The sequence below is a fragment of the Listeria booriae genome (assembly GCF_000766865.1).
Classification (GTDB): Bacteria; Bacillota; Bacilli; order Lactobacillales; family Listeriaceae; genus Listeria_A; species Listeria_A booriae.
Genome location: NZ_JNFA01000011.1, coordinates 186,069 through 204,851, shown reverse-complemented (window position 1 = coordinate 204,851; position 18,783 = coordinate 186,069). Strand labels below are relative to the sequence as shown.

The window sequence follows — 18,783 nt, the reverse complement described above, 5'->3', positions numbered from 1 at the left end:
CATGCACGGATTCATTATAGGCGCATTACCTACATTGGCTACCATTCAGCATTGGGTACTCACAGTCTTTACACAAGCGGTTGTTATTCTGGTGGCTTGGCAAGTAGTTAAACATTTTGCGAAAATGAGTATTGGCAAAATTATTGTAGCGCTTATTGCTGGAGGGTTTGTAGGATTTGCGATTACGAATTATACCTTGATTACAGGCTGGGTTACTAGCTTTTTCAAAATGTTATAAGGGGGCAATCTTATGCGTATGATCTTTAATTATCGAAAGGCGATGCGGCAACCGAAGCAGATTCGACATCTGTACAATGATGTGAGCCTACCCTTTGCGATTGAACTGGTACCAGCGATTAATTTTATTCTTTTTGCTGTTCTCACTTTTTTTGTGGGATATGGTATTCGACGCATGGGGTTTCCTCATGCGTTTTCTCATACGTGGTTTTTCTTTTTAGTAGGCATACCCTTGGGATTAACTTTTTTAATTATCAAGATTAAACCAGACGGGAAGAACATTTATTTATATCTGTACGACCTTAGCAAATATCTTTGTACTGTAAAGTGGCGAAAGCGAACTTTCTGCCAAGATGAGCCGACAGATTTATTACAAGAGAAAAAAATAACATTTCGAACTTTAGTAAAGGTGGTGGAAGAGCGACATGCAACTAAAAACGCCGATGAAGGCAATCAAAGAGAATTTACTGTTAACGAGGAAGGGCGACGTGTTCGCGTATTATCGTATCAAAAGCCAGTCGATACCGATGCAGAATAAGGATGTCGTGACGGGCTATAAAACGCGATGGCGACGCTTCTTTGAAGAAGTGACGAAGTACGAAGATTTTCATTTGAGTATGTACCCGCAAGATTATCAATTGGAAGCACGTTTTGGAGAATTAGAAGCGGATATTGCGATGGATGCGGAGGATTTGGCAGGCTATTATAACACCGAAGCTGTCCGTATTTTAAAAGCGAGATTGGGACAATTAACCAAGTATGATTTTCTAGTAGGTATTAAATTAAAAACAAGTGCGATTAGTTTGGATGCTAATTTAAAAGAAAATATACAGTCTGTGCTAGCTACAACGACGGATACATTGTTAAATGTTTTTGGAATGGAACGAAACAAAACCGACCAATTTTTTGCACAGTATGATGAAGTCGAGGACAGTTTGGCACAAGTAATGGCAAGTGTGCAAGGACAGCGTATTACAGAGGATGACTTGATTTATTTTAATCGGTATAACTTTATTCGAGGTCTAGAACATGAGGTAGGAGTAGAACAAGAAAATAACACGGTGGGGGCTATCACTAATACGGTGATTGATCCAACGCAGATGGATACGCTACGGCTGTCCAGTAATTTTGAAACAGGATTTACGACTTTTCTAGTTGTCGATGAATTTCTAGATAACATGGCAGAATCTGATTTGTTTTATGAAGCGCAGTCTTTACCGTTTAATGTAGAAGTCAATATGAAAGTGCATGCGGAGTCAAAAAGTGTGACAAAAGCATCGCTTGGTATGAAGAAAACGCAATTACGAGAGACGGAGAAGGAGCAGAATCTATCGGGCGACCATGCGGATAAATCCGTGGTACGGAGCGAACAAATGATTCGTGGACTCCAAGAAGATATCAAAGAAGACAACATTAATATGATGAATTGGTTGGCAACCATTGTCATTACAGGAGAAAGCAAAAGGGAATGCCAGCGAAAAGCCAACATTGTTCGACGTCATCTCAAAGGCGCGGGTATCAAATGCCAAGTGCCTGCCGCAGACCAATTATATCTGTTTTATAAGATGTTACCTGGCGCGGTACTCGAAGCAACAGATAAAAATTGGATTCAAAAAACGACACAAGATGGGCTAGGTGAATGCTGTTTTGGCGTCAATGCCGAAGTAGGTAGCAAGATTGGTTTTCACATCGGTTGGATTGACCGATTTAATGAGCATACGGATTTGGAAAGTGCCATTCAGTCAAGCAGGGATTTTGTTTTGTATCACCCATTTATGGCGAATAGACAAATTAAAGGCTCTAAGACAAGAAGCCCACATGTGCTTATTACAGGAGATACAGGTAATGGCAAATCTTATTTGGCAAAAATGCTATTTTTGTATATCTCCATGCTTGATGTGAAAAGTTTGTATATTGACCCGAAAAAAGAAATGCGAAAGTGGATACGTAAAATCATCAAAAATAGAGAAATACGAGAAGAGTATCCGCTCTTTGTAGCGCATTTAGAGAAATTGCATTATGTCACATTGGATGCACGTGAGCCAGAGAATTGGGGCGCATTAGACCCAATTGTTCTGCTTCCAAGTATGGAGGCAAAAGAGCTGTTACAGGTAGTCTTTCAACAGGTCTATGATTTTAAGGGGAAGGACGTGGTGCATACTGCCTTTTTAAAAGCGATTACGTCGGTGATTGAGCGGAAGCAAGCAGGGGAACAAGTGGGTTCTGTACAAGTCATTGAAACAATGGCAACATCCGAGAACAAAGCAGTTCAGGAAGCCGCCGCATTTTTGCATGAAATTGTGGCAGATTCGATTTTGAAATTAGTGATTCATGATGGTTCGAATCCAGCTCTTTCATTAACGGAGCGAATTAGTATCATTGAAATTGAAAACTTAGATTTACCAGAGGCAACAGATGAATTTGCCAGTTATACGGATAGCCAGTTAAAATCATGTGCGATTATGTTTTGTCTGGGTAAGTTCTGTGAACTATTTGGTCAAAATAAAGATGAAAAAACGCTAGAGTTTATCGATGAGGCGTGGATGATTACGGCGAGTCCTCAAGGAAAGAAAGTTGAAAAAAGCATGCGTCGCGTAGGACGTTCTTATGATAATGCGTTGTACTTTATTTCTCAATCTACGAAAGATGCACTTACAGAAGAAGATAGCGGCAATTTTGGGATGGCATTTGCGTTTGATGAACCAAACGAACGACAATCGGTACTACGCTGGATGAACATGGAGACCACGAAAGAAAATGAGGACATGTTGGAAAGCATGTTTCAAGGGCAATGTTTATTCAAAGATTACTATGGGCGCACAGCTAAAATCAGTGTCGAATGTCTATTCAGCGAATGGGAAGGCGCACTCGCGACCATTGAAAAATCGAGCGTCGCCTATGCGGAAGAACGCTATCTATGAAGGAGGTGTCATGACATGAAACTAGCCTTGCTGAATAGTCTGGTTATCACCAATGCAGGCTGTTATAAAGCCAAAGAAATATCGACGATGGAAGCAAAATGTTTGATACGGTCGTATGCACGTACCAATGGTTTAGAAAGCTACATTGGACATACATCTACAGCTTCCTTTTTATCACAGTTAATAGGAATACCAGTCGAAGTTAATCGACAACGATTTAAACAACGGACGCATCAGCCTGTCATTTGTTTTAAGCTGTATGATCGTTTGCCTGAAAATAAATGCTTACATGTCCAAGATTTAAAAACAAGCGCGTATGCGTTTTTTTTATTGCAAAAAATTGAATAGAGAAAGGAGGTGCCTGTATGAAGAAACGAAAATGGTTACTCGTAGGGTTGTTTTGTTTGTTGCTTGTGTCAATCCCGCATCAAGTGACGGCAGATGATGCGTCTGCCACACTCCAAGAAGTAAATACGCAAAATGCGGAGAAAGCTGTGAAAGACCCAAATAATGTGACACAGCCAAAAGAAGTGAAAAAAGCTGGGGTAAGTTTACACATTAAACGATTTCCTTTATCACGGTATCAAGCGAATAATGAAGCAGCGGATTCAAAAATTAAAGGTGCCTTTCTAGGCTTAGCGAATGTTTTTGCCTCACTCTCTCAGATGGTTGTGAACATTGTCGATACAGGAATGGATGTACTGTACAACTTAAAACCAATTGACACTTTTGCAACGAAGCTAACGCAAGTGTCTACGGATATGTATCAAGTTTTTAAAGCGAATTTTGGACAGTTATTTTTTATGTTAGGTATCGGTTTTATCGCCTACTTGTTTTTCATAAAATTAAACGCACAAGAAGCTATCAAGCGATTTATTATGATGCTTTTAGTAATAGGAATCGGTGGATGGTGGATGTTAAATGCAGGGTATATGATGCAAACTATGAATGCCGTGTCCATTGAAGCGCAAGGAAAACTTATGAGCGTGGGAAATATAATTGTCCATACATTTGGGGGTTCAGGAAATTATGAAGATACAAATAAGATTCAAGCTGGAAAAGAGGTGGAAGGGACAGTTGCAATTATGCGTAATGTGTATTTTGATATGGCTTTGCAAAAGCCATTTTTGATTGCTAACTTTGGTTCTACAGATGCGTCTAAGATTAATAGTGTTGCGAAGGAGGCAAAAGGGTTAAATCGAGTAGATACGTTATTAAGTTTTAAACTGACAAGTGATGGTGAAAAAGCGAAATTGGATTACATTGATAAAACGGAAATAACAAAATATCACAATGAAGAAATGGCGGATGGAAATGTGTATACACAGTTTGGCGTAAATTTTGTCGGCTTTATGGGTGCTATTGCTTTGGGCATTCCATTTTTAATGTTAGCGTTCTTTAGTTTTTTACTCCAGTTACTGGCATTAGGTATTGCGTTTATTTTGCCTATCATGTTCTTTGTTGCTTGGTTGCCGTGGATGGCGAATTCAGGGTATGTTGGCTTGAAGCGCTTGATTTCCGTGTTTGTTATTAAGGCGTTACTCGGTCTCTTAGTCGTGGGCGTTTACCTTATGTGTTTTATTGTCGATTTAATGATTCCACCATTGGGTTTTGGGTTGTATGCCTTAAATTTAATTGTGACAGCTGGGCTACTTATTTTATTATACATCAAGCGTGATAAGGCGATTTCCTATGTTACAGCAGGAAAAATAAAAAGCGTGGATAATAAAATGATTGAGCGTGTGCGTCAAGAAGTTGTTCAGCCGTCATGGGAAGCCGCGAAGAAAACAGGACATGTTGCGGGGGCAACGATTAATACAACAATTGTTAAACCATCACGATGGATTGCATCAAAAGTTTCAAAGAAAAAGGAGTCACCTAGTTCGACGGGAGAACCTGAATCGCCTGAGAATGTGGAACCTGAACGTACCCCACAAGTGTATACACCGATAAATGATGAACCAACGACACCCGAAGTGCGTACGTCACAAAAAGATGTCAGGCGAGTAGGAGCTATGAACTCAAGACAAACAACACAGCGTAAACGAGAAGTGATGCAAAGTGTAGGAAGTGAACACAGGTTAGAAACAGAATCTACATCGGCAACACCGACACAAACGAGTACCGCAAGTCGAAAACCAGCGTCTTCAAAAGCAACAGCTTCTATTTCTGATGAACAAGCGAATGTACAAGTACCATTATCGAGAACACCACAGCAAAAAATGTCCAAACCGTTATCGGAAACAAGCAACACCAGAACTAAACAAGAAAGAGCGAAGCAGGAAGAAGCTTCAGATGTGCATAAAAGGAGCCAGCATAAAGATACTAGGCATATTGTGTTTGAGCAAAGAGACACCAAAAGCACAGGAACAGATATAGAGAGGATGCATACGGAAACAGAAAAGAGGGATGTGACATGATGTGGAAAATACTGCTTCGATGGGGAGTTCCGTTACTCCCTTTCGTTAGCATGTTGCTTTTGTGCTTGATTGTTGTCGCTGTTATGGCTGGTTCGGGAGACGACGGGGAACAAGAATCGACGAATTTAGACACAAATGATAGTGCATACAGCTCGACAGGATTAGCTCCAGAAATTGAACGTTTTCGTCCATTATTTGAGAAATATGCGCAAAAGTACGGGATGACAGCGCAGTTGAACGTGATTATGGCACTCTCAATGCAAGAAAGCGGTGGACGTGTGTTAGATGTCATGCAAAGTTCCGAAAGCATTGGTTTACCACCGAATAGCATTTTAGACCCTGAACGTAGTATTGATGTAGGCATTCAACATTTTAAGAATGTGTTCCAAAAAGCACATGGGGATATTAAACTCACCTTGCAAAGTTACAATTATGGGGGTGGTTTTATCGATTATGTATTGGCACGTGGAGGTGCTTATACTAAAGAGCTAGCCCTGTCTTTTAGTAGCTACGAAGCGAGTAAATTAGGATGGCAGTCTTACGGTGACCCATCCTATGTGGATCATGTGATGCGTTATTTGAAAGCAACATCAAGTGGTGGAAGTACGGTAGCATCTGGCGATTTTAAGAAAGTATTGGATGAAGCGCTTAAATACCAAGGAAACCCTTATGTATGGGGAGGTGCGAATCCTGCGAGCGGTTTTGACTGTTCAGGTCTTACTTCATGGTGTTACCGAATGGCAGGTGTGCAATTACCAAGAACGGCACAAGAACAATTCAATACAGCAAAAAGAGTTAGTGAAACGGAAGCAAGAGCAGGTGATTTAGTGTTCTTTTCAGGAACATATGCAGGAAAGTTGATTACCCATGTGGGCATTTACCTTGGCGGAGGTAAAATGTATAACAGCAACGATTCAGGAATTGAGTACAGTTCAATCACAACGGGGTATTGGAAAGCTCATTTTTACAGCTATGGTCGTGTATTGAATTAGGAGGAGGTAGAAATGAAGAAGGTCATCTTTTGTATAAGTGTAATCACATTACTTGTAATAGTCGTATGTGGATATCTGGTTCAACAAAGTAGGGCGGAGGAACAAAGTGTAAAAGAAAAAATGCACGTGATGGCGCAGGAAAAGAAAGCATTGAATGTGCAGTCTAAGGCGACGGATGTTAATCAAGCTTTTCTTCGCATGCTTTTTGGTAATCAGAGTATAGAGGACAAACAAAAACAGGCGAAAGTAAAGACAACTGCGAAGGGATTTGCGATGGCATTTCCAAGCGCAGGTGAGCCTCAGAAAGAAACTGACTTGCAAGTTGTCAATGAAATAGACCATATCGAGATGTATCATAGAGAAGGGAATGCAGCTAGCTATCAATTTTTGACGGTGATAGAAGTCACCACATCTGTAAATAACATTCGCAGTACAAATAAAATGTTGATTCAAACGATTTTAGTGAAGCAAAAGCAGCAATTTTTAGTAGATAACGTATTAATTTTAACGAACTTATAGAAAATATTGGATTCTTCTGAAACGTGTTGCTATACTAATCGAAAAAAGGAGAAAATGACATGAAGAAAATAGGAATGCTCGGATTGATGTTGATGTTTTTGGTAAGTTTAGTAGCATGCGGTGGAAGTAAATATGATGAAGTGATTGATAAAGTAGTTGCGCAAGATAAGAAGTCGATGTCATCTAATTATATGTCAGATATTGCAGATGAACTAAATAGAAAAACTGCAGATGTGAAAGTGTATGATGACGGCAAATATATTGAGTTGAAATTCGGAAAAAATAATTACGAGTCCTTTTTTAAAAGAATGTCTGATGGTAGCTATGAAGAGGCATCTTATGATGACAAAGAATATGTAAAAGAAGATGCTAAATTAGAATACGAAGAAAAGAATGGGAGGGAGGTAAAACCTTCGAATCAATGATAAGTCCTTGTTATTATTTTAATATTGCCCAAACGATAGATGTTTAATTAAGATGGATGCCTATCGTTTGGTTGGGTATGCTTTTTATTAAGATGTATAGAAAAAATGAATACTTGTAAAGTTCACAAAATAGACACATGTTTCGCTTTCAAGAAATGATATACTGATTATGGGAATATTTAGATGAGAAGGAGATTAAGTTTATGCGTGAAATAAAAGTAGACGAAGAAAATTTGCAGAAGTATGCTACTTTGTTTGGCAAAATAGATAATAAAGCATATACACCTTTAAGAAATGGCAATATGAGCTATACTAGAGCTAATTCTATTAATGAATTTCGAAATAACTTGGTTGACTTAGTATTAGCAGTTGAAAAAATACAGCAAGCTGTTAGCCAAGATGCGTTGAGAGTGAAGCAAATGGGTACGGCATTTGCTAAACAAGACCGAGCGCTAGGGCAAGAGATTGGACAAATGGAGGTAAGGTAATGGATAAAGACAGCCACTTGATAGAAACCTCGCTGAGAACAAATAAAAGACAACAGGAAGAGGAAGAAGAAAAGGTGTTTCAATTGCGGCAAAAATTGCAAGGGCAACAATGGCTAGGGGAAGATTTGGAACATATACATAAACAAGAAATGCAACTACTAGATACATTAAGGAAAGGCTGGCAAGGCGCTGATGCGAGGGGATTTCATAATTATTTGGAGGAGCAACAGCAGAGGGATTTGAGTAAATGGAAAAAAGAAATTCGACAACAAGAAGATGCGATAGAAGAGTCAATACAGGAAAGTAAAACGCGACTTTTAAATTTCCAAACTGAACAACAAGAACTACAAGCGAGGTGGTTTAAATGAGTCGAATTGACATTGGAGAAATTGAGTCATTTTTAAGAACGCTTACAAATTCGAATGCGGATGCTAAAATTGTATTGCGAGATTTTCAGCGCACAATAAACTCTTATGTCGGTGATAAAAGCCTAACAGGACAAGCGATAGATGCTTCAAAAGCATATTTTGAAACGGGTTATGGAAGGCTTTGTGATGCTGTGCTACAGGCAATGGATGAGAGTGAACAGCTGTTATCGAAGTATATTCAAGATTTTTATAATCAAGTCAGTTCAGCATCTGATACAAGAATTGATGCAGATGTTTTGCAACAAGTTGCACAAGAAGTCCAAACACTTAAAAGGAAAAAGGAAGAATTGCAACAGTCGTTAAGCATTGGTACTGCAACCCTTCATCAGGGACAAGTGCAGAAATTTTCAATGGAATTGTATGATGCGATGGAAGAAGAGCAGATTCTAGAAAAATATCTTGCCTTTGAACAAAGTCATGCCCATTTTTTTGAATCATTTGGTACACTTGTACACGCGATTCAGCGTGCAATTGATCAAATATTACATCAAGTTAATTTCAGTTCTCAAACAGGTGTTTACAGCTTCTCTATAGGATTCTTGCCAGCTATGAAGGACTTAAATAAAGAACTTCAAAAAGCAAGAAAAATTAACCCTAAACTTGAACAAGAATTAGATAATTATCAGGTTTTAGCAATGGTTTACAAAGGTAAAAATGGAGAGCCACAAATTATGTGGTTATTAGAAAAAAACGGTGTAGGAGTGAGCAATAGCGAACTAAATCAATATTTAAATCGATGTGGGAAATACCTTGATGCTAGTAAGTATAGTATAATAACATCGGATGAGTTGAATAGGAAAATTAATAAAGCATGGGAAGATGGTGTATACTACCTTACTGGAGAAGTCTATTCTGGAGCAACAGGTTCTATACTTAAAGCTTCAGCCCATGTAGAAGAATGGAAAGGAAAACTAGATGAAAGTGGACTATACGATGCTGTACTGGGGCTTGGACTAAGTACAGCGGCAATTATGTATAAGAATGATATTAGTTCATTCGGTAACATGAGTTCAGAGGATGGTATTAGATATAATCAATACTGGAAGGATGTAGCTAAGAATTCTTCAAATCAGCAGTCGGAATTATACAACTTAAATCTTCAAGTGGTAGGAAAGCAGGAGTATAGTTTTGATACTTACAATGCTGACCCCGCCAGAGTAGTTTATGGATCAGGGAAAAATTCTAACCCTGTTGAGTGGAATGAGACAATTAATAATTTAAAAAATCAGAACGTAGAAGTTGTTATGAAAGAGAATGGTACCATGGGATATGCTCCTAAAACGGATTTCCAACAACCACAATTGAATATTGATAGCAAATCTTCCTACAGTGCATTAATACATGAACAACAGCATTACTTAGATGATGCTGCTCAAGGATTTAAAGGAAATGCATTCAATTTTCAAATTAAGAATAGGGTGCAGTTAGAGTTTAATGCGTACATGAAAGAAATACAAATTGCAGAGCGGACAGGGAATAGACAGTTAGCAAATCAATTATTTGAGAATTATATTCGTGAAAGAAATCAAATCATATTTGGTCAATCTCTACATTAAGGAGTTGGTATTATGGAATCAGCATTTAAAATAGCTAAAAAAATAAGTGAACAACAGTATACATCCGAGGATATTTGTCAATATTTAAATTCGGCTAGTATATCAGTAGTTTATCAAACATTAAAGGAGACTGCGGAAAGGTCATTGCAGGAAGAAAATGTACTAAATGAAGTGAAGGCTATTGCAATGGATGAAAGAGAAATCTCTGGGAAAGGCTTAGGCGCAACAACAATGAGGATTATAGCTATAGCAACTTTAAAAGAATTAGGTTATAGCGAGCTATTTGATTCGTTAGACGATGATGGTAAGAATTTGGTTATGGGAGCTTTTTTATAGAGTATATTTAAGGAGCCGCAAGATATTGGAAATTTAAAGCAGTTTGGGTTGTGAAACTTAGGCTGTTTTTACTTTATACTAATTGATGAGTTTGAGAGTGCAAGATATTTGTAAATAGAATGTAGCGATTATTGTGGCAGGTAATAGAAAAAAGTTATATATCAATAGAATAGGCACAGAAAAGAGAAATTAAATAATACGTGAGGTTAAGGCATTAAAGGAGATGACATAAAATGAATCAAACCAATATTTTTGATGACTTTAAAACGGTCCTTGCTGTTGAAGAAAACTTGAAAATACAGTATGCTGACAAAATTCCAAACGCTATGATGAAACTATGGAATGAGCTTGGTTTCGGTTCTTGTATGGATGGATATTTAAAAATAGTAAATCCTGAGGAATATAAAGAAATACTGACAGAGTCATGTCTTCGAAGCGAGAATACAATAGCTTTATTTGCAACGAGCATGGGGGATTTAATTTTATTAGAGACGGAAGCTGACGGAGATACTTATGTGGTAATGGTTAATTATAGATGGGGAAAAACAAGAGTCTTAGCATCGAATTTTGATTATTTTCTGCGTTTTTTAGAAGAAGATGAATTTAGATATAGAGCCTTAGAATGGTATCCATATCAAGGGGCTAAGGAAAAAAACGGAACCCCTGCCTATGAAGAATGTTTTGGCTATGTTCCATTACTAGCACTCGGGGGAGCTGAAAAGGTAGATAACCTAAAAAGGGTGAAATTAAAAGAACATATCTTATTAATATCGGCTTTGGTAGGACCTGTTGAATAGTTGAAGCGTATCTTGACTTACGGGAAGTTAAAAAAGGGAGTATTTATGAGGAAATCTATAATTCGGTTTTGTTATGCTATATTTTATAGTAAAGAGAGCTTTCAGTATCTATTAAAAAATTAAATGTAGCATTTAAAGTTGGGAGGTAATAACATGGAACATAAAGTGATGAATGGCTTTATTTCGATAGATCAAGTAACAGAAGATGTGTGTACAAAATATAGTGGAAGCGTCCCTGACGAATTAGTGAACATTTGGCGAGAATATGGAGTGGGTACTCTTTTAGGCGGATATCTTAAACTCATTAATCCTGATAATTTCCAAGACATTTTAGAAGAAGGCTATTTTAGAAGTGAGGTATCAATACCTATATTCGCAACGAGTATGGGAGATATAATTACTTGGGAAGATAACAGATACGTGAGAAAATTAAATTATCGGATGGGAACCTTTGAAGGAATAGCGGCAGGATTTGATTTTTTTCTTGATGATTTGGCAAGTGATTATTTTAAAGAAAAGTATTTTGAATTGGCGCAATATCAGGAAGCTGTTGAACAATTGGGGGAGACAGCCTACGACGAATGTTTTGGCTATATGCCATTATTAACACTTGGTGGTGCCGAAAAAGTGGAGAATCTGCAAAAAGTAAAATTGAGGGAGCACATCCTCTTGATTTCTGCTTTGGCATGATCAATGAAATAAAACTTAATAGCAAATAAATTTTCTGAAAAACAAGCAGTTTAACAAACTAGGGATAGTAATAGCGATGATTAGAGTGCTACATATCATTTTTTGTGACTTAGAATCAAGTAGCGTAACAGGTTCTATACTGGGAGGGAAATTTATTAATTGGGCTAGCTCATCTAGAGGCGCGGTTTTTCTACGGCCAAGTAATCAATATAATCTTCGGAATTGCACACGTGCAGTTTTCGGCATATTTCAAATCCATGTTTATAATAGTCATGATTTCGCCAAGGACAATGACTTTCATGTATAAAATGTTGAGTTAAACATTGAAGTTATTGGGATGAAATGGTACTATGTATGTATCCAAATTTAAATAAAATATGGAGGTGGAATTTATGGAAAAAGATTTAGTATTTTTATTTAGAGAACTGTACGTTCAAAATGCAATAAAAATAGATTTTAGACAAAAAGATGGAGAGCAAGGTATCGAGAGAAAGGCTGTAAAAGATGCGGTAAAGAATTATAACTCTAATAAAACAAATAAGCTTGAAGAGAAGGAACTTGTTCAATCAATTTTCAAATGCATTAGGCTGATTGATAAGTATACTAACCATAATAAGTTAAACGAGAATGATTACTTATTGCTTGGAGATTTGGAAGAGGCTTTTGGTGAGGAAGAATTGACGAAGCTTATGATAGAGAAAGAGCTAGAAAAATCTTTTGGGTATAGTGTACTTACAGGTATAAAAAGCGAGATTCTAACCAAGCGTTCAGGAGATAATAGAGTTAATATTTTGGCTTACCATCACGGCATACATATTACTTCAGTAAATATGGATGGAGTAGAGACTACGACATCTTTAGAACTGAGAAAAGAAGATGTAGACTTATTTATAGAGGCAATGGTTAAAGCATCAGATGATATGAATGAGCTTGAAAAATCTTAATTAAAGGGATGAAAATAATGCTAAAGCAAATGGAAGGAATGGATTTTTTCGAACAGGAAAAGTTAATTTCGAAAAGGATACAAGAAGCGTATTTAAAGGTGGAGCCTGAGTTTATTAAGGATTTAGATCAAGAATGCTCTGGTGTGGTAGATAAGAGAATGGAATCTACAGAAACATCTTTTGGAAATTTGTTTTTAAAATATTATTTTTCTAGAGTATCTGAAAAACATTTAAGTATAGAATTGAAAAGCAATATTATGTCTGGGATGCCTGTTGTTAAAGGAACTAGAGTGAATATCACGACGATTTTAGGTTACCTAAAAGATGGAGAAGAATTTTCCGCAATAGAAGAAGATTTTAAAATTACTAAGAATGAATTCGAGGATGTTCTTTCTTACACTATTAATATTTTAAGTGAGCCTTACGAATGATGGGGAAAATTTCTTTGTTACTCGATGAAAATATAACTCCTCAAGCAACGGCATGTTTTGAACAACTAGGTTATGAATGTACGCATATTCGGGATTTGGATTTAGTAGGTATAACTGATGAAAAGGTGCTAGACTTAGCAATTGAGAGGGAAGCGTGCTTATGTACTTGTAACGGTAAAGACTTTGTTGTTCAAGTACCGCCCAATCTTAATTTTAGGGTGAAGCAGCATGAAGGCTTGTTTTGGAATAAGCATAGGGCAGGTTGGACAAGAAAAGCTAATCCAGATATATGTAATGCCATTAATATTTATATAGTGTCTAATTCAGCAACAGGTTTTAGAAATCATATCGTTAACGTAAAAAAGGACCAGGGAAGATTTATATGTACAACTAAATTTCCTATCAGCTGATAACGCAGAATATAGCGATTTGTGTTGCAAATAAATAGCAACTTGCATAATAAATATCATAAAACAAGCAATTTCACAAACTAGGTGTAGCTATAGCAATGATTAGAGAGCCTAATATCATTTTTCGTGACTCTTAATCAGCGGGTCGGGGGTTCGAAACCCTCACAACCCATCTTATAAAACCGTTTAGGCTGTGGAGCTTAGGCGGTTTTTAATTTTTGAAAATAGAGGTTAAAAAGTGAAGAAAATGCTTCCGTGGGCAGAGCGTGGGTAGAGACATCTAAAATGGCTTTTTGAAAGACTCTGCGGCTTTCTTGTGTGTCTCTTGTAAAACGTGTGCATAGGTATCAGCGGTTGTTATCATTGATTTATGTCGTAATCGTTCTTGGACCACTTTAATATGCTCGCCTTGCGATATAAGCAAGGTACCGGACATGTGGCGCAAATCATGGAACCTAATGTGTGGTAAACTATATCTTTTGGTAAAACATGTCCAACGCTGATATATGCTGTCTGGACGTATAGGTTTCCCCTCGATATCTGCAAAGAGGAATTTGTGACCTTCCCATTTACCTGTTCCTGATTCAACATCCTGTAAATATTCAACGATTAAATCTGTTAACCACTGTGGAATGTCCACACTGCCAATCACACTATTTTTTGTATCTTGAACACCCTTAACACCTTCACCGACTACCTCAATGATCATTTGCTCAAATCGAATTTTATTTTCTTTAACATTGATATGCTTTTCTTCAAGTGCTACTAGTTCGGCTTCACGGCATCCAGTGACGACATCGCCGTTTAACATTAAGTAATAGAAAGGCCCCTCGAATTTTGTTTCGAGGGGTTTGTTTTATTCATTTATGACATTCTCACGTGCGATGTACTTAGAGCCGTCTTCTTCATATACAATAACTTTAGTGGGCTGGTTATCGCCATTAAACCTATACAGTTTAGTTCCTACATCTAATGAATTGGACTCGTTATTTTGAGTAGGTGAAGATTCTCTATCTAATCGTTTACTTATTTTTCCGATAAAGTCCCCAGTAGAAGCTTCATCAGCGGGTTCATTGGTCGGTACGAAGTTGGTATCGTCAACCCTTATTAATGAAGGAACCTCTTTACTCTGTGTGTTATTGTAGATGAGGATTCCTGCGATTACAATACCAACAATACATACAATTGAAATTATAAGTTTCTTATTCATACTAGAGCCCCTTGTTTATTGATTTTTTGCCAAAATATATTCTTTCTTAACTGTGCTAGTGTATTTTGTAGAAGTACCGGTCAGCATATTTGCACCGTTGTATTTTTTAACTGTATACGTGTTTTTGTATGTGTCGCCATAAACAGCTGGTCTAGTCCATTTATTTATATTTGAAGGAACAAGGTATCCAGAACTTTTATTTTTATCAACACTCAAGGAGATAGGGCCATATCCCAAACTTACTGACAGAGTAGATTGTTGTGTTGAGCTGAAGTAATAACCCGCAACATTGTATTTATAGGCTTTAAAGTCTGGATGCCAGCCGATGAAAGTATTTGTTTTTTGTTTTACTTGAGATTTAAGAGTCCACTTTTCATAACCCAGCATAGCACTGCGAAGCATTGGCGAACTTGGTGTTGAAGACGTATCACGAACTAGAAATTCATCAGGAGTGTTTCCTGACGTGGCTTCATCAAGTGTCAGCACTGGAAGAGGGGTCTCTTCTGATGTTGATATTTCATTTGCTATCGCTGAAATTGGCGAAAGCAATGGTGCAGCTACAAGCGTAGTAGCTAGTAGTGGTATTAAAACGATTTTCCCGATTTTATTTGCTTGCATAATTCTTACCTCTTTCTGTTTGTAGTTTGTTCTTCTTTAATTTACCATAGCACATATGAATTGTCAAAATAATGTATATTTAATAATCCAGTTGGTGAACTAAACTACAAGAAGACCGCCAGCATTGGACGATTGGCGGTCATTATTTTGCCCTTTTCCATGGGTAGGGCGTGGGCAGAGGGAAACGTTTTTTAACGATTATTGAAGTTTATAAACGACTATACGAAAACGAGAAACCGCACAACGGAGCCATTAACGACTATTAAAGCATCTTAACATCTATTCACAAAGTGAACTCTTAATCAGCGGGTTGGGGCTTCGAAACCCTCACAACCCATCATAAATAGTTTTTTTACTCGTTTCAATGGATAAAATTGATTGACTAACGGAATTTATAATACCAGCACTGGGGATATTAGGTCACATTTTTTCAATACAGGTTTAAATTATTGCTCATGATTCAACTTTCAGCTTGTTCTTGCTGATGGTATCCCCTGTTTGCAATAAGGTCAGCGAATATATATTTGAGTGTGGCAAAGGCTATAAACGGACTTTATAAAGGTGTGGAGTGGATTAAATGGTATTAAAGTAAGCATGGGGAAAGAAAAAACAAACAAGAAGATGTAGGGAGATAATTTAAAAAAAGGAAAATAGCTTGTTATACAGGGTGGGAATGTGGAGGTAATAACTGATATTTCTATTTACAAGTAGGTCGCGTTATTTGTTACTTAAATTAAGATGAGAGTGCTCTTGCAATGTTAAGTGATAGGTAATAAGTATCTCTTTTAGTCATATAGATTGAATAGACAGATTAACGAATTTATATGCCCTCTTTAATTAGGAGTCTTGAGATAACTGCATGTAAAATAATTGATGGCATTCAACGGTTGTATTTTTTGATAATACATGCAGTTTCTTAATACTTTACTCTGTATCTTCGAATGATAACAATTAGAAAACTTTAGTGACTACTTGAGCAACAAAGTTAGGTAGATCTAAGAATTTGGGAGGTTCTGTTTCAATAGCTAAATCAATCCAATTGTAAGAGTTTATGTATAATTCTTGGATTTCATTTTTGTGAGCTATTTTTTTTACCTCGCATAAAGTTATTATTTGTAATTTTTTGCGTTCTTTCCTGGCTATATAGGTATGCATAACTCTCAAGTAATCGTTAATTTGATTAGCCGTTATTTCATCGCTGAAAAAAGAAGGAGGCAAAATATACACCGCTCTTGAATTATTAAATTTGACATAGACTTTTGCACTGTTGTTATCTGTGAGTGATATCTCAGAAATATATCCATTCGCTTTGATAATTTGCCCAACATCTTTTTCGCTGATTTGATTTAGTTCTCTAGAATTGATTCTTGGACTTCTGACACGAGTACCATTTTGTTCAGTTTCTGTTAGCACATCCCCGGTACCATCTGTATTTAATTTTGCATCAATGTAATTTCTTGGATTTTTTGAATCACTCTTAATTTGATTCGCATTCTTACCCTTCGTAGTATCAGTTGCCCTAGTAGGGATGTATAGTTTTTTGAAAAAATCTTTATTTCTGCTTTTTAATTTAGCGCGAGTCAGCCCACCCTCAATCTCTGCTATTTTCTCGCCTTTTCGCTTTAACTCTTCTCTATCAAAATTTAAAATACAGTCTTCAGAATGGTTATCCCCCCTATAAGTCCTTAAGTAATTCAATTCTTTTCTAGAAGCGAAAGTTAGTCTTGAATCGCAGTTTTTTGTAGAGCAAATCAAACGGTTTTTTATTAGATTGAAATCTTCATGCAGTGCTATTTCTTCTAATGTCATCTTTCCTATTCCAGTAACAAAGGCATCGTTAATTCGGGCCATTATATACCTCCTTTTATAGTTAAGTAATTTTTATTTATCAACCTTACTAAATCAATTAAAGCATTCTTTACATCGACTTAAAGAAAGCGATTACATTATAGGCTAATCATGATATAATTGAAGAATAGTTTTAATTAATAGAATTGGATGATATACCCTTATTATAACAGAATCAATAAAAGGCGCAATCTATTACGCGAGTATTAGTTAGAGTTTTTCAAGTTGTAATATTTGAATGAAACTTTGTATTTACACAAATGTGAATAAAAATATAGGGTGCTAGTGAACCAAGGGAGTAACTTTAGAAATGAGGGATTTGAGTGACAGATGAAAAAAGTATTAAATGTAGAACTATTACCTAAATCTACAAAGGGAATTTTGTTAAATCCATTTGCGAAATCCTTAGATGAAGCAATTGGAGGTGTAGTTGGAGCTGTTCTCAAGCCGTTTGTCAAACTAAGCATCCTAAACGCGGCTAATATTGAAGCCTATCGTGAGAAAATCAAAGCACGGTATGAATTAATTCCAGAAGAAAATAGAAGTTCTGAAAGAATTGGCTTAGTCCTTAAAGCTATTGAAGATTCTAAGTATCAATTGGAAAATAATCTTTTACAAGATTTTTTTGCTAGTCTTTTAGCTCAGACGGTTGATAATCGAAGTAATGCAGATATCTAGCCCTGTTTTTCTTCTATTCTTGAGAACTTATCATCGAAAGATGCGGAGCTCTTAAAAAATTTAAATGAAGAAAGGGCCATGGCTCTTGTGCACATACGTTCTATTGCTGAGGATAGTAACGAGAGGGTTACCATGATCTTAGAAGAGGATATTCTATATAAGCAATCAGGATGTGTTTACAAATATATATAATTTGTCTATTTCTAATTTAGAGAGACTGGGTTTGATAAGGATTGAATCTGATAAAGCAATGATTGCTATAAATGAAGGCTTAATTGCGAAATTTAAAATGTCTACGATATACAAAGCTGCTGTTAGTGAGCTTCCAATTTTCGAGAAATATGAAACTCACCACTATGTATTTAAAGAACCGTATACAATTAATGCTCGTGTTGTGGTTACCCAATTAGGTGAGGCATTGCTTGAAGCTGTTTTACCAGAGTACAAAGATAATTTTAAAGTAATGAGTGATAGTTAATTCTACAGTATTTTATTAGGAGCTGTATTTTTAATCTATTGACTTTAAGATTTAAGTAGAAGAGTCTTTTGGGATATTTAACCTATATTTATAGAGAGAAGGAAGGTTTAATTGTTTTGGATAGCTATCAAAAAGCAAAATAAAAAGAGCCGTTCATCTTCAACTCAAAGACAAACGGCCCTTCCCATCACCCATTCCCAGTAATCAAATTCCACACCAACAACACCAAAGCCAAAACCAACAATAAATGTATCAGCTTCCCACCAATCCGCAGAATTAAGCCAATCATCCATATCACAAATAGAACTACAATAATGGTCCAAAGAATTCCTGACATATGTAACCTCCTCAAGCTTT

General features: G+C 36.7%; 24 protein-coding genes. 19 read left to right on the top strand and 5 right to left on the bottom strand.

Annotated elements, in window-relative coordinates; translation table 11 throughout:
* The first annotated feature begins 1 nt into the window (after position 1).
* The 17 genes from EP57_RS04250 to EP57_RS04170 all read left to right on the top strand — a co-directional run bounded on the left by EP57_RS04250 (position 2) and on the right by EP57_RS04170 (position 13,594).
* Entirely contained in the window at positions 2 to 238 is a 237-nt protein-coding gene (locus EP57_RS04250) for a TcpD family membrane protein (RefSeq protein WP_036084491.1), read from the top strand.
* A gap of 12 nt (positions 239 to 250) precedes the next feature.
* A complete protein-coding gene (locus EP57_RS04245; protein ID WP_036084490.1) occupies positions 251 to 775 on the top strand; it encodes a conjugal transfer protein in 525 nt (174 codons plus the stop codon).
* Positions 663 to 3,158 (top strand): ATP-binding protein, encoded by a 2,496-nt coding sequence (locus EP57_RS04240; RefSeq protein WP_149028032.1) that lies wholly within the window; start codon positions 663 to 665, stop codon positions 3,156 to 3,158. Before EP57_RS04245 ends, EP57_RS04240 begins: the two co-directional genes overlap by 113 nt.
* 15 nt (positions 3,159 to 3,173) lie before the next feature.
* On the top strand, positions 3,174 to 3,506 hold the full coding sequence (locus EP57_RS04235; RefSeq protein WP_036084487.1) for an STIV orfB116 family protein: 333 nt from the start codon (positions 3,174 to 3,176) through the stop codon (positions 3,504 to 3,506).
* A gap of 17 nt (positions 3,507 to 3,523) precedes the next feature.
* Positions 3,524 to 5,578: a CD3337/EF1877 family mobilome membrane protein gene (locus tag EP57_RS04230; protein ID WP_052167546.1), complete on the top strand. Its 2,055-nt coding sequence runs from the start codon at positions 3,524 to 3,526 to the stop codon at positions 5,576 to 5,578.
* Positions 5,575 to 6,570, top strand: coding sequence for a bifunctional lytic transglycosylase/C40 family peptidase (locus EP57_RS04225; RefSeq protein ID WP_036084485.1), 996 nt, complete (start codon positions 5,575 to 5,577; stop codon positions 6,568 to 6,570). Before EP57_RS04230 ends, EP57_RS04225 begins: the two co-directional genes overlap by 4 nt.
* 12 nt (positions 6,571 to 6,582) lie before the next feature.
* Positions 6,583 to 7,089, top strand: coding sequence for a hypothetical protein (locus EP57_RS04220; protein WP_036084484.1), 507 nt, complete (start codon positions 6,583 to 6,585; stop codon positions 7,087 to 7,089).
* 59 nt (positions 7,090 to 7,148) lie between these two features.
* Positions 7,149 to 7,514 (top strand): hypothetical protein, encoded by a 366-nt coding sequence (locus EP57_RS16405; protein WP_052167545.1) that lies wholly within the window; start codon positions 7,149 to 7,151, stop codon positions 7,512 to 7,514.
* A 203-nt stretch (positions 7,515 to 7,717) separates the two neighbouring features.
* Positions 7,718 to 8,002, top strand: coding sequence for a DUF3130 family protein (locus EP57_RS04210; RefSeq protein WP_036084483.1), 285 nt, complete (start codon positions 7,718 to 7,720; stop codon positions 8,000 to 8,002).
* Positions 8,002 to 8,370, top strand: a complete 369-nt coding sequence (locus EP57_RS04205; protein WP_036084482.1) for a hypothetical protein — start codon at positions 8,002 to 8,004, stop codon at positions 8,368 to 8,370. The genes EP57_RS04210 and EP57_RS04205 overlap by 1 nt, the downstream gene beginning before the upstream one ends.
* Positions 8,367 to 9,986, top strand: a complete 1,620-nt coding sequence (locus EP57_RS16400; protein WP_052167544.1) for a T7SS effector LXG polymorphic toxin — start codon at positions 8,367 to 8,369, stop codon at positions 9,984 to 9,986. The genes EP57_RS04205 and EP57_RS16400 overlap by 4 nt, the downstream gene beginning before the upstream one ends.
* Positions 9,987 to 9,998: 12 nt before the next feature.
* A complete protein-coding gene (locus tag EP57_RS04195; RefSeq protein ID WP_036084481.1) occupies positions 9,999 to 10,322 on the top strand; it encodes a hypothetical protein in 324 nt (107 codons plus the stop codon).
* Positions 10,323 to 10,555: 233 nt separating this feature from the next.
* Positions 10,556 to 11,119: a T6SS immunity protein Tdi1 domain-containing protein gene (locus EP57_RS04190; protein WP_036084480.1), complete on the top strand. Its 564-nt coding sequence runs from the start codon at positions 10,556 to 10,558 to the stop codon at positions 11,117 to 11,119.
* A gap of 153 nt (positions 11,120 to 11,272) precedes the next feature.
* Positions 11,273 to 11,809: a T6SS immunity protein Tdi1 domain-containing protein gene (locus EP57_RS04185; protein ID WP_036084479.1), complete on the top strand. Its 537-nt coding sequence runs from the start codon at positions 11,273 to 11,275 to the stop codon at positions 11,807 to 11,809.
* Between the two features lie 392 nt (positions 11,810 to 12,201).
* Positions 12,202 to 12,753 (top strand): hypothetical protein, encoded by a 552-nt coding sequence (locus tag EP57_RS04180; RefSeq protein ID WP_036084478.1) that lies wholly within the window; start codon positions 12,202 to 12,204, stop codon positions 12,751 to 12,753.
* Between the two features lie 17 nt (positions 12,754 to 12,770).
* Positions 12,771 to 13,184: a DUF433 domain-containing protein gene (locus tag EP57_RS04175; protein ID WP_036084477.1), complete on the top strand. Its 414-nt coding sequence runs from the start codon at positions 12,771 to 12,773 to the stop codon at positions 13,182 to 13,184.
* Positions 13,181 to 13,594, top strand: coding sequence for a DUF5615 family PIN-like protein (locus tag EP57_RS04170; protein ID WP_036084476.1), 414 nt, complete (start codon positions 13,181 to 13,183; stop codon positions 13,592 to 13,594). Before EP57_RS04175 ends, EP57_RS04170 begins: the two co-directional genes overlap by 4 nt.
* Before the next feature lie 280 nt (positions 13,595 to 13,874).
* Here the strand turns inward: EP57_RS04170 and EP57_RS16810 are convergent, their stop codons facing one another.
* The 4 genes from EP57_RS16810 to EP57_RS04150 all read right to left on the bottom strand — a co-directional run bounded on the left by EP57_RS16810 (position 13,875) and on the right by EP57_RS04150 (position 17,273).
* The gene (locus EP57_RS16810) at positions 13,875 to 14,405 is read right to left on the bottom strand and encodes a tyrosine-type recombinase/integrase (protein WP_114982816.1); all 531 of its coding nucleotides are present in this window, start codon (positions 14,403 to 14,405) and stop codon (positions 13,875 to 13,877) included.
* 45 nt (positions 14,406 to 14,450) lie between these two features.
* Complete coding sequence (locus tag EP57_RS16805) at positions 14,451 to 14,804, bottom strand: hypothetical protein (RefSeq protein WP_036084475.1); 354 nt, start codon at positions 14,802 to 14,804, stop codon at positions 14,451 to 14,453.
* A 15-nt stretch (positions 14,805 to 14,819) separates the two neighbouring features.
* Complete coding sequence (locus tag EP57_RS04155) at positions 14,820 to 15,422, bottom strand: C2 domain-containing protein (protein WP_052167543.1); 603 nt, start codon at positions 15,420 to 15,422, stop codon at positions 14,820 to 14,822.
* 951 nt (positions 15,423 to 16,373) lie between these two features.
* Positions 16,374 to 17,273, bottom strand: a complete 900-nt coding sequence (locus tag EP57_RS04150) for a hypothetical protein (protein ID WP_036084474.1) — start codon at positions 17,271 to 17,273, stop codon at positions 16,374 to 16,376.
* A 327-nt stretch (positions 17,274 to 17,600) separates the two neighbouring features.
* Between EP57_RS04150 and EP57_RS17420 the strand changes: the two genes are divergently transcribed.
* On the top strand, positions 17,601 to 17,948 hold the full coding sequence (locus EP57_RS17420) for an Abi-alpha family protein (protein WP_036084473.1): 348 nt from the start codon (positions 17,601 to 17,603) through the stop codon (positions 17,946 to 17,948).
* A gap of 223 nt (positions 17,949 to 18,171) precedes the next feature.
* A complete protein-coding gene (locus EP57_RS04140) occupies positions 18,172 to 18,426 on the top strand; it encodes a hypothetical protein (RefSeq protein ID WP_114982813.1) in 255 nt (84 codons plus the stop codon).
* Positions 18,427 to 18,613: 187 nt separating this feature from the next.
* On the opposite strand, the gene EP57_RS16795 is transcribed toward EP57_RS04140, so the two are convergent.
* Complete coding sequence (locus tag EP57_RS16795; protein ID WP_376701630.1) at positions 18,614 to 18,715, bottom strand: lmo0937 family membrane protein; 102 nt, start codon at positions 18,713 to 18,715, stop codon at positions 18,614 to 18,616.
* Between the last annotated feature and the right edge of the window lie 68 nt (positions 18,716 to 18,783).

Excerpts from the sequence above, each read along its gene's own strand:
- EP57_RS04250 (WP_036084491.1), top strand. The coding sequence starts at position 2 with ATGCACGGATTCATTATAGGCGCATTACCTACATTGGCTACCATTCAG.
- EP57_RS04245 (WP_036084490.1), top strand. The coding sequence starts at position 251 with ATGCGTATGATCTTTAATTATCGAAAGGCGATGCGGCAACCGAAGCAG.
- EP57_RS04240 (WP_149028032.1), top strand. The coding sequence starts at position 663 with ATGCAACTAAAAACGCCGATGAAGGCAATCAAAGAGAATTTACTGTTA.
- EP57_RS04235 (WP_036084487.1), top strand. The coding sequence starts at position 3,174 with ATGAAACTAGCCTTGCTGAATAGTCTGGTTATCACCAATGCAGGCTGT.
- EP57_RS04230 (WP_052167546.1), top strand. The coding sequence starts at position 3,524 with ATGAAGAAACGAAAATGGTTACTCGTAGGGTTGTTTTGTTTGTTGCTT.
- EP57_RS04225 (WP_036084485.1), top strand. The coding sequence starts at position 5,575 with ATGATGTGGAAAATACTGCTTCGATGGGGAGTTCCGTTACTCCCTTTC.
- EP57_RS04220 (WP_036084484.1), top strand. The coding sequence starts at position 6,583 with ATGAAGAAGGTCATCTTTTGTATAAGTGTAATCACATTACTTGTAATA.
- EP57_RS16405 (WP_052167545.1), top strand. The coding sequence starts at position 7,149 with ATGAAGAAAATAGGAATGCTCGGATTGATGTTGATGTTTTTGGTAAGT.
- EP57_RS04210 (WP_036084483.1), top strand. The coding sequence starts at position 7,718 with ATGCGTGAAATAAAAGTAGACGAAGAAAATTTGCAGAAGTATGCTACT.
- EP57_RS04205 (WP_036084482.1), top strand. The coding sequence starts at position 8,002 with ATGGATAAAGACAGCCACTTGATAGAAACCTCGCTGAGAACAAATAAA.
- EP57_RS16400 (WP_052167544.1), top strand. The coding sequence starts at position 8,367 with ATGAGTCGAATTGACATTGGAGAAATTGAGTCATTTTTAAGAACGCTT.
- EP57_RS04195 (WP_036084481.1), top strand. The coding sequence starts at position 9,999 with ATGGAATCAGCATTTAAAATAGCTAAAAAAATAAGTGAACAACAGTAT.
- EP57_RS04190 (WP_036084480.1), top strand. The coding sequence starts at position 10,556 with ATGAATCAAACCAATATTTTTGATGACTTTAAAACGGTCCTTGCTGTT.
- EP57_RS04185 (WP_036084479.1), top strand. The coding sequence starts at position 11,273 with ATGGAACATAAAGTGATGAATGGCTTTATTTCGATAGATCAAGTAACA.
- EP57_RS04180 (WP_036084478.1), top strand. The coding sequence starts at position 12,202 with ATGGAAAAAGATTTAGTATTTTTATTTAGAGAACTGTACGTTCAAAAT.
- EP57_RS04175 (WP_036084477.1), top strand. The coding sequence starts at position 12,771 with ATGCTAAAGCAAATGGAAGGAATGGATTTTTTCGAACAGGAAAAGTTA.
- EP57_RS04170 (WP_036084476.1), top strand. The coding sequence starts at position 13,181 with ATGATGGGGAAAATTTCTTTGTTACTCGATGAAAATATAACTCCTCAA.
- EP57_RS16810 (WP_114982816.1), bottom strand. The coding sequence starts at position 14,405 with ATGTTAAACGGCGATGTCGTCACTGGATGCCGTGAAGCCGAACTAGTA.
- EP57_RS16805 (WP_036084475.1), bottom strand. The coding sequence starts at position 14,804 with ATGAATAAGAAACTTATAATTTCAATTGTATGTATTGTTGGTATTGTA.
- EP57_RS04155 (WP_052167543.1), bottom strand. The coding sequence starts at position 15,422 with ATGCAAGCAAATAAAATCGGGAAAATCGTTTTAATACCACTACTAGCT.
- EP57_RS04150 (WP_036084474.1), bottom strand. The coding sequence starts at position 17,273 with ATGGCCCGAATTAACGATGCCTTTGTTACTGGAATAGGAAAGATGACA.
- EP57_RS17420 (WP_036084473.1), top strand. The coding sequence starts at position 17,601 with ATGAAAAAAGTATTAAATGTAGAACTATTACCTAAATCTACAAAGGGA.
- EP57_RS16795 (WP_376701630.1), bottom strand. The coding sequence starts at position 18,715 with ATGATTGGCTTAATTCTGCGGATTGGTGGGAAGCTGATACATTTATTG.